Source organism: Algoriphagus ratkowskyi, assembly GCF_002150505.1.
Lineage (GTDB): Bacteria > Bacteroidota > Bacteroidia > Cytophagales > Cyclobacteriaceae > Algoriphagus > Algoriphagus ratkowskyi.
In genome coordinates, this window is the sequence record NZ_MSSV01000031.1 from 38007 (window position 1) to 44382 (window position 6376).

At 37.4% G+C, this 6376-nt stretch carries 7 protein-coding genes; 5 read left to right on the plus strand and 2 right to left on the minus strand.

The features are described 5' to 3' along the window. Window positions 1–117: 117 nt before the first annotated feature. The 4 genes from BVH02_RS20060 (at window position 118) to BVH02_RS20075 (ending at window position 4108) form a co-directional block, all read left to right on the plus strand. Window positions 118–1314, plus strand: a complete 1197-nt coding sequence (locus tag BVH02_RS20060) for an alpha/beta hydrolase family protein (protein ID WP_086503257.1) — start codon at window positions 118–120, stop codon at window positions 1312–1314. Then, window positions 1311–2159 carry a type IX secretion system membrane protein PorP/SprF gene (locus BVH02_RS20065; RefSeq protein WP_086503258.1) on the plus strand — a complete coding sequence of 283 codons (849 nt, stop codon included), beginning with the start codon at window positions 1311–1313 and terminating at the stop codon, window positions 2157–2159. The genes BVH02_RS20060 and BVH02_RS20065 overlap by 4 nt, the downstream gene beginning before the upstream one ends. A 202-nt stretch (window positions 2160–2361) precedes the next feature. Continuing rightward, window positions 2362–3117, plus strand: coding sequence for a hypothetical protein (locus BVH02_RS20070; protein WP_086503259.1), 756 nt, complete (start codon window positions 2362–2364; stop codon window positions 3115–3117). Between the two features lie 103 nt (window positions 3118–3220). After that, on the plus strand, window positions 3221–4108 hold the full coding sequence (locus BVH02_RS20075; RefSeq protein ID WP_086503260.1) for a phospholipase A: 888 nt from the start codon (window positions 3221–3223) through the stop codon (window positions 4106–4108). 241 nt (window positions 4109–4349) lie between these two features. Here the strand turns inward: BVH02_RS20075 and BVH02_RS21835 are convergent, their stop codons facing one another. After that, window positions 4350–4463, minus strand: coding sequence for a type ISP restriction/modification enzyme (locus BVH02_RS21835; protein ID WP_223271933.1), 114 nt, complete (start codon window positions 4461–4463; stop codon window positions 4350–4352). 37 nt (window positions 4464–4500) lie between these two features. After that, window positions 4501–4863 carry a HEPN domain-containing protein gene (locus BVH02_RS22090; RefSeq protein WP_394363997.1) on the minus strand — a complete coding sequence of 121 codons (363 nt, stop codon included), beginning with the start codon at window positions 4861–4863 and terminating at the stop codon, window positions 4501–4503. Between the two features lie 272 nt (window positions 4864–5135). Here BVH02_RS22090 and gap point away from each other — a divergent pair, with 272 nt between their 5' ends. Then, complete coding sequence (gene gap / locus BVH02_RS20080; RefSeq protein WP_086503261.1) at window positions 5136–6140, plus strand: type I glyceraldehyde-3-phosphate dehydrogenase; 1005 nt, start codon at window positions 5136–5138, stop codon at window positions 6138–6140. Window positions 6141–6376: the final 236 nt, after the last annotated feature.

Here is a 6376-nt window from a genome sequence, read left to right on the forward strand (position 1 = left end):
GTCATTTTTATATTTTTTTAAATAATAGATTTACTTTGTTGTTTTTTCATGTTGATGTATTAAGATAAATTTTAATTATAAGTTCCTTCCTCCCCCTAATTCCAAAAATTCAGTGCCATGAAAGAAAAATCTTTGGTTAATTTTTATCTGATTATTGTTTTCGTCTTTATTTTTGGTTGTGAGCAGGACATCAATGAGCCATCATCTTTACCAAGAGGAAGTGCTATAGAGGTCAAAGAAATTGGAAAGCTTACAGCAGCACAGATAGTAGAAAGGGTAGAGGACTTTGATGCTAAAGATATTGCTCTTCATAATGTGACTTATTATGCTGTCAGTTATGTGACCGAATATATGGGTGAACCGGTCGATGCATTTGGCTTGATGATACTGCCAGATGATATTGCTGAGCCTCCCCTAATAAATTATACTCATGGCACCCTTTTCCCACTAGATGTTTCTGTAGTAAACAATAACATTCCATCCAATTATAGAGGAGGAAGCAATGATTTTGTTGAGGTTAGGAATATAGGTCTCGCCCTCGCTTCCAATGGCTATGCATTGTTTATGCCTGATTATATCGGATATGGGAAAAGTCGTGAATATGAGCATCCTTATGTTTATTATCCGGAGTTGTTTCATTCTATAATAGATGGAATAAGGGCGGCAAGAAATGTTTTGGAAGAAAAAGGCTATCAACCGGAAAAAAGGGTCTTTTTGGCAGGTTGGTCTCAGGGTGCTGGAGCAAGTTTATCTGCTCATAAGAATTTGGAAAGAGAATTTAGCGATGAATTCGAAGTGGTGGCAAGTTCAAATCTCTCAGGACCTTATAATTTTTATGAATTCGTCAATTTTGTTTTTGTAAACAGGGAAAAGCAAGCAGAATATATTGGACTTTACACCTGGACAGTTTACGTTGTCAATAAATTTTCAGTTCTACTTAATAGACCGACAGATCAACTCTTCAGCTATCCGGTTTTTGGCCAGATCGCAGCTGTTTTGGCACCATCTAAAATACCCGAAAAAGTATTTAATCCTTTCTTTATGGATCGAATTACCAGCGGAAAAGATATTGAGATGGTTAACGTTTTAAAAGACAACTCAACTCATGACAATTGGCTGCCATTGGGAAAAGTTTTTTTACACCATGGAGACGCCGACAGGATAGTCCCGTATTTTAATTCTGTGGATGCATTTAATGGTTTGAGAGAAAGAGGAGGAGATATCAAATTATATAGCTATCCAGGAGGCGACCACGACACTGAAGTGGGCAATTTTGTTTTGAATACAATCATTGATTTTAACGCTTTAAAATGAAAAAAATCCTACTCTTATTTTTGATTTGCCTCGCCTTTCGAGCGCAGGGTCAAGGTGATTTCAGGCCTAGCATATATTTTGGAAATTTGAATTTTTATAATCCAGCTTTAGGTTGGGAAAGTAATGAGGAGAGTCAAGAAATTTCTCTTTACTTTCAGAAAAAATGGGTGGATAATATTGTCTATGATAAGCCAATCAATGTTTTTGCTAATTATTTAGGAAGTATTTCTGCCAACAATCATATTAGTATTGGGTATGTGTATGATTCCTATTCTTTCTATACCCGAAATTTAATTTATACTGGATATGCTAAAACAAAAGAGTTTTCTTCAAACAGCAGGATTACATTTGGAGCAAGGGCGGCTTTTTATATTGACAATATCAATGAAGAAAATATAAGTCAGGATGTTGAATCCAGCATCGGAGGTAGTTATTTTTCCCCGGATCTCGATCTCGGGATCCAATATCAATGGAAAGGTTTGATTTTAGCTGTTTCCGGAAAAAACCTGTTTAAAAATTCAGTAAATATTGAAGGTGAGCCAATCATCCAAAACCAAAGGGAATTCAATACTTTGCTTTCCTTTCAGTTTTACCTTGGAGAGAAATTCGGAATTGCTCCTTTAGTTTTTCTATCCCAAGAAAGATCCCTGATAACAGATGTTGGTTTAAACTTAAATTTCTCCAAAAAAATAGACATTTCGTATTTGCTGAGAATCGAAGAATTGCGGAGTATCATCACTTTGGGAACTCAAGTTGGAGAAACATTACATTTTGGAATTGCTGTTGATAATTCATCTCTTTTGGGTGATATCAATACTGATTTGTTTATAAGAGGACGATTTTAAACAATCTGATTATCCGCATAATGATGCCAGTGACCTCTTTTTCTTTGCCTTACTGGCTGGAAGACCGATGACGGGTGACCGAAGTACCAGCGATGCTAGTGTTTACCTTTCATTAAGTCGCTTTTGACTTTTTACTGGTGCAATTGCGGATATACATATTAAACAAAATTGACTTGTCATGATGAGAAATAAATAATCAACTATGAAAAAGCAGCTCATTTTCTTTTCCATTCTTCTATTTTTTTACTCATGTAAAAGCCCTAAAGAGGAATCAATAGAAACTAAAGAGGATCTTAAATCCCAAGCTTTAGCATCTTGTTATAAAATGGAAGGAAATGCTGGCATTATCGCTTTCCAAATAGAACATGCAGCAAATCCAATTACAGGCAAATTAATTTATTCCCTTTCTGGAAAAGATAGAAACCAAGGTTCTTTTTCTGGTTTATTGATAGGGGACAAATTGACTGGGACTTATACTTTTCATTCAGAAGGAATAGAAAGCACCCGCGAAAGTATTTTTTTACTAAAAGATGGGATGCTAATTGAAGGATTTGGAGAAATTGAAACCAAAGGTAATGCTGCCAAATTCAAGGTCCCGGAATCCCTAACTTTTGATGGCTCAATAACACTTACTACAACTGACTGCGAATTGTTAGCTGCTTCCTGTATTGTTGATTTTGGCAGAATAAAGTCCAGTTTAACCGGAGATTGCATCGAGCCATCCAAACTTGAAATCAAGTTGAATCCACTTAAAGACGGTGCAACTACTCAAGGATCTCCTGTTTATATCCTATTTAACGAGGACAAATCACAAGCGGAGATTTTCTTTGTTTCGACCATGACAACTGAGGTTATCAAAAAAACCAATGAGGGAAATTGGGCAGGAAGTGACTATAAATTGATCAGCTGGAAAGGCTATGTGCTTCAGCGAAATGGAATTGCAGTTTTTGGGGGATAAAATTTAAAATTTATGAAATCGAGCATGTCACTAGCGACACACACTGGGATGATTATCAATAATGCGAAATTCCATGTGGCCATAAAAGACAAATTATAAACACATGAAATATCTATTTTATTTATTTTTATTATTCTCGGCCATCCAGACAGAGGCGCAGGAAATTATCACTCCCCAAAAAAAAATCATTTCTCAGACACTTTCCCAAAGATGGGAATTGGATTCGGCAGACAAGAAGGGGACTTTCAGGCTCAACTACTATAAACCATTTTATATTACTGCAGGTCGCTGGTCCAATAATCCCAACTTTCAGCCTCAAAGTGAAAACCCTGATTTTTCTGTTCCGGTGGCCAGTCCCTACAACAATTATGAGGCAAAGTTTCAGTTGAGTTTCAAAAGCAAAGTATTACAGTCTCTGTTTTGGGGACATGGAGACCTGTGGATTGCTTATACACAAGTGGCGCATTGGCAGATATTCAATACTGAACTCTCGCGTACATTTCGTGAACTCAATTATGAGCCTGAACTGATGCTGAATTTTGGCCTAAATGCCAATGTGTTAGGCTTCAAATGGCGGACAGTCGGTGTATCCTTAAATCATCAATCCAATGGACGAGACCTGCCCAGATCCAGAAGCTGGAACAGGGTAATTTTCCATATGGGCTTGGAAAGAGATAGGTGGATGGTTGTACTGAGACCTTGGATCAGATTGCCTGATGAAGAGGATGAAAATCCTTTGGCCACAGATTTTATCGGAAGAGGGGAGGCCACTGTAGTCTATACTGTCAAAAATCACAGTTTGTATGTGACTGCTAGAAACAACCTAAGTTTCAATCCCAACAGAGGTTCGGCACAGTTCAACTACGTATTTCCGATCAAAAACAACCTCAGGGGTCACTTACAGATTTTTGATGGATACGGTGAGACTTTGATTGATTATAATCATAGGCAAACAACAATAGGATTGGGGATTTCATTTATAGATTGGTAGTTTAAAGAAAGATCATTCTTGTGGAGTGTCAGATTCGAACATTTTTTTTCTGGATTTCATGTTCAACTTCATAGTCTTCCTCTTTTAAGTTGGAGTTATTGGTTCAATGTTTTGAGATAACTTATGTGACCATGGCCTTATAATCTTTATAGAACTTTCACTCCATCAATCTTCTTAATTACCCTATCCGCCTCGGTCAATGCCTTCATAATCTTTTGATAATGCAAAGTATCTTCAAAATTTAAGATTCTTCCCTTCGGTCTTTAAGCCATTTTTGGGCGGGTTGGTAGCCGCCGATGTAGAAGTTCCATGCGACTTCGGGGATGGTAATGAACAGTGAAGTTAAGATGATCACCAGTCAAGATTGGGTTTAAAAAAGACGGCAAAGCCGTCTAACCTTTAAATAGCCCTCGGGGCAACCGTGGGTTAAGGATACAGGAGATGGGAAAGGCAACTCTGAAGAGGTTGGACCAAAAAGGAAGGAAAGAGTGGAATTGAAGCCAGCAATATAATAGCTTTCGCAAGTCAAAAGTAACGTCAATTAAGTCGTCAGTTTTATATAGATATTGAAAGTCCTCTTCATAAAAATGTGAGTAATAATGTCGATATTTTGCAATTTTGAATGGATCAATTTTTAAACGCTTAATATCTCTCAAAAAATTAAATTCAGAAAGTATAGAATCAATTCGGTCCATTAATTCCATTTTTTTACTTTTCCTAAACCTTCTTGGAGATAATTTGTACCTCGCGGATATAGCCCGTAGTTATGAGAATTGCATTTTCGAAAATAAAAAAAATGATTGAGCCAGCACTCTAAATAGATAAAATCAACGTGAAATGAGTTATTTCAGAATTTTTAAGAAACTATTTTTCCTCGGAATCGATTGAATGCGTGTGGCTCAACAGATATTTTGGGCTAGCCAAATAATTGTAATAACTTAGCCATCCCTCAGAGTTTTTAGGTCAGTATAGACCCTGATGAGGGAGTTTTTAGAATCAAACCTATACAATAAAATCAAAAATAATCATGAGCAAAATTAAAGTAGGAATAAACGGATTCGGTAGAATTGGACGTTTGGCGTTCAGAGTTGCACAAGAAAGAGAAGATATCCAAGTAGTGGCGATCAATGACTTGATCGATGTGGACTATATGGCATATATGCTTAAGTACGACTCTACTCACGGTAACTTCAAAGGTACTGTAGAGGTAAAAGACGGTGCATTGGTAGTGAATGGAAATAGCATTCGTGTTACTTCTGAGAAAAGCCCAGCTAACCTTAAGTGGGGTGAAGTAGGAGCTGAGTATGTAATCGAATCTACTGGTATTTTCTTGACTAAGGAAACTGCACAGGGTCACATCGATGCTGGCGCAAAGAAAGTAGTAATGTCTGCACCATCTAAGGATGATACGCCGATGTTCGTAATGGGCGTTAACGAGGATACTTATACTTCTGACATGGTTTTCGTCTCTAATGCTTCTTGTACTACAAACTGTTTGGCACCTATCGCCAAAGTATTGAATGACAACTGGGGAATTGAAGAAGGCTTGATGACTACAGTTCACGCGACTACTGCAACTCAAAAAACTGTTGATGGGCCTTCTGCGAAGGACTGGAGAGGTGGACGTGGCGCAGGTCAGAACATTATCCCTTCCTCTACTGGAGCTGCTAAAGCGGTAGGTAAAGTGATTCCTGAGCTTAATGGTAAATTGACTGGTATGGCATTCAGAGTTCCAACTCCAAATGTTTCAGTTGTCGATTTAACTGTTAGATTGAAAAACCCAGCTACCTACGCTGAAGTTTGTGCTAAAATGAAGGAAGTTTCTGAGACGTCAATGAAAGGTATTCTTGGATATACTGAAGATGATGTTGTTTCTACAGATTTCTTAGGCGATTCTAGAACTTCTATCTTCGATGCAGGTGCTGGTATCTCACTTTCTGATACCTTCTTGAAAGTAGTTTCTTGGTATGACAACGAGTGGGGTTATTCTAACAAAGTAATTGACCTTGTAAGCTTCATCGCTAGCAAATAATATGATTCAGGTTTGTGGTGAAACACAAACTGAACTATTTCAAAATAATAAAAAAGTCGTCTGCGAAAGCGGACGACTTTTTTTGTTTTTCACTTCAGAAGGCTCAGCGTTATATTCGAAGCACGCAGTCTATTTTTAAAGAATTTAGCAACTTGTAAAAACGAATTAATGACCAACCGTATTATTGTACTTAAGCTGCTAATGACTTTATGAAAAAGCTCGAATTTTGGCTACAC

Bases quoted from the DNA above. Each gene is read 5' to 3' on its own strand.
- BVH02_RS20060 (WP_086503257.1), top strand. From the start codon at position 118: ATGAAAGAAAAATCTTTGGTTAATTTTTATCTGATTATTGTTTTCGTC.
- BVH02_RS20065 (WP_086503258.1), top strand. From the start codon at position 1,311: ATGAAAAAAATCCTACTCTTATTTTTGATTTGCCTCGCCTTTCGAGCG.
- BVH02_RS20070 (WP_086503259.1), top strand. From the start codon at position 2,362: ATGAAAAAGCAGCTCATTTTCTTTTCCATTCTTCTATTTTTTTACTCA.
- BVH02_RS20075 (WP_086503260.1), top strand. From the start codon at position 3,221: ATGAAATATCTATTTTATTTATTTTTATTATTCTCGGCCATCCAGACA.
- gap (WP_086503261.1), top strand. From the start codon at position 5,136: ATGAGCAAAATTAAAGTAGGAATAAACGGATTCGGTAGAATTGGACGT.